The sequence below is a fragment of the Candidatus Symbiothrix dinenymphae genome, from assembly GCF_001431085.1.
The window spans coordinates 1-577 of record NZ_BBRU01000252.1 but is presented as its reverse complement, the minus strand read 5'-3'; the positions used below and the strand labels follow the sequence as shown (position 1 = coordinate 577).

General features: G+C 30.5%; 1 protein-coding gene. It reads right to left on the bottom strand.

Features of this window, described 5'->3' with window-relative positions:
* Positions 1-93: 93 nt before the first annotated feature.
* Positions 94-426, bottom strand: a complete 333-nt coding sequence (locus ASC50_RS03390; protein ID WP_056928715.1) for a glycosyltransferase family protein — start codon at positions 424-426, stop codon at positions 94-96.
* Positions 427-577 lie beyond the last annotated feature (151 nt).

Sequence of the window (577 nt, the reverse complement as noted above, 5' to 3'; positions counted from 1 at the left end):
TAATAATGCGATATATGGAAGAGAATATGTATAACTAAATATAGGTTGCATGCTTTATTTTCAAATAAAGAGAATTTCTCATTTTACACTCTTTCATATCTCCACTTGAGCATTTCGGTCAATATTTCGCTTTTTAATTTGCAAAACAAACATTTGTGGCAATATACTCTTTAATTTTTGCTTAACAAAATATAAAATACAAAAAAGCGTGAACCCTATCTTAAATTTCATTGTATACTCTATTCCTTTTATTTTTGCATCCTCTCGTTTTACACGGATAGCATCCTTACTTATTCCTGTTTCGGCATCAAACGCAACTACAATAACAGGTACATGCAAAAAAAGCTTGTCGTTTTGATAACACCACCGGAAGAAATCATAATCACCACTACTTTTGAAACAGATATCAAACTTGCGCGCCTTCATTAATTTTGTTGAAACAAATGTAGCCTGATGACCAAATGCTCAAGTGGAGATATGAAAGAGTGTAAAATGAGAAATTCTCTTTATTTGAAAATAAAGCATGCAACCTATATTTAGTTATACATATTCTCTTCCATATATCGCATTATTATTA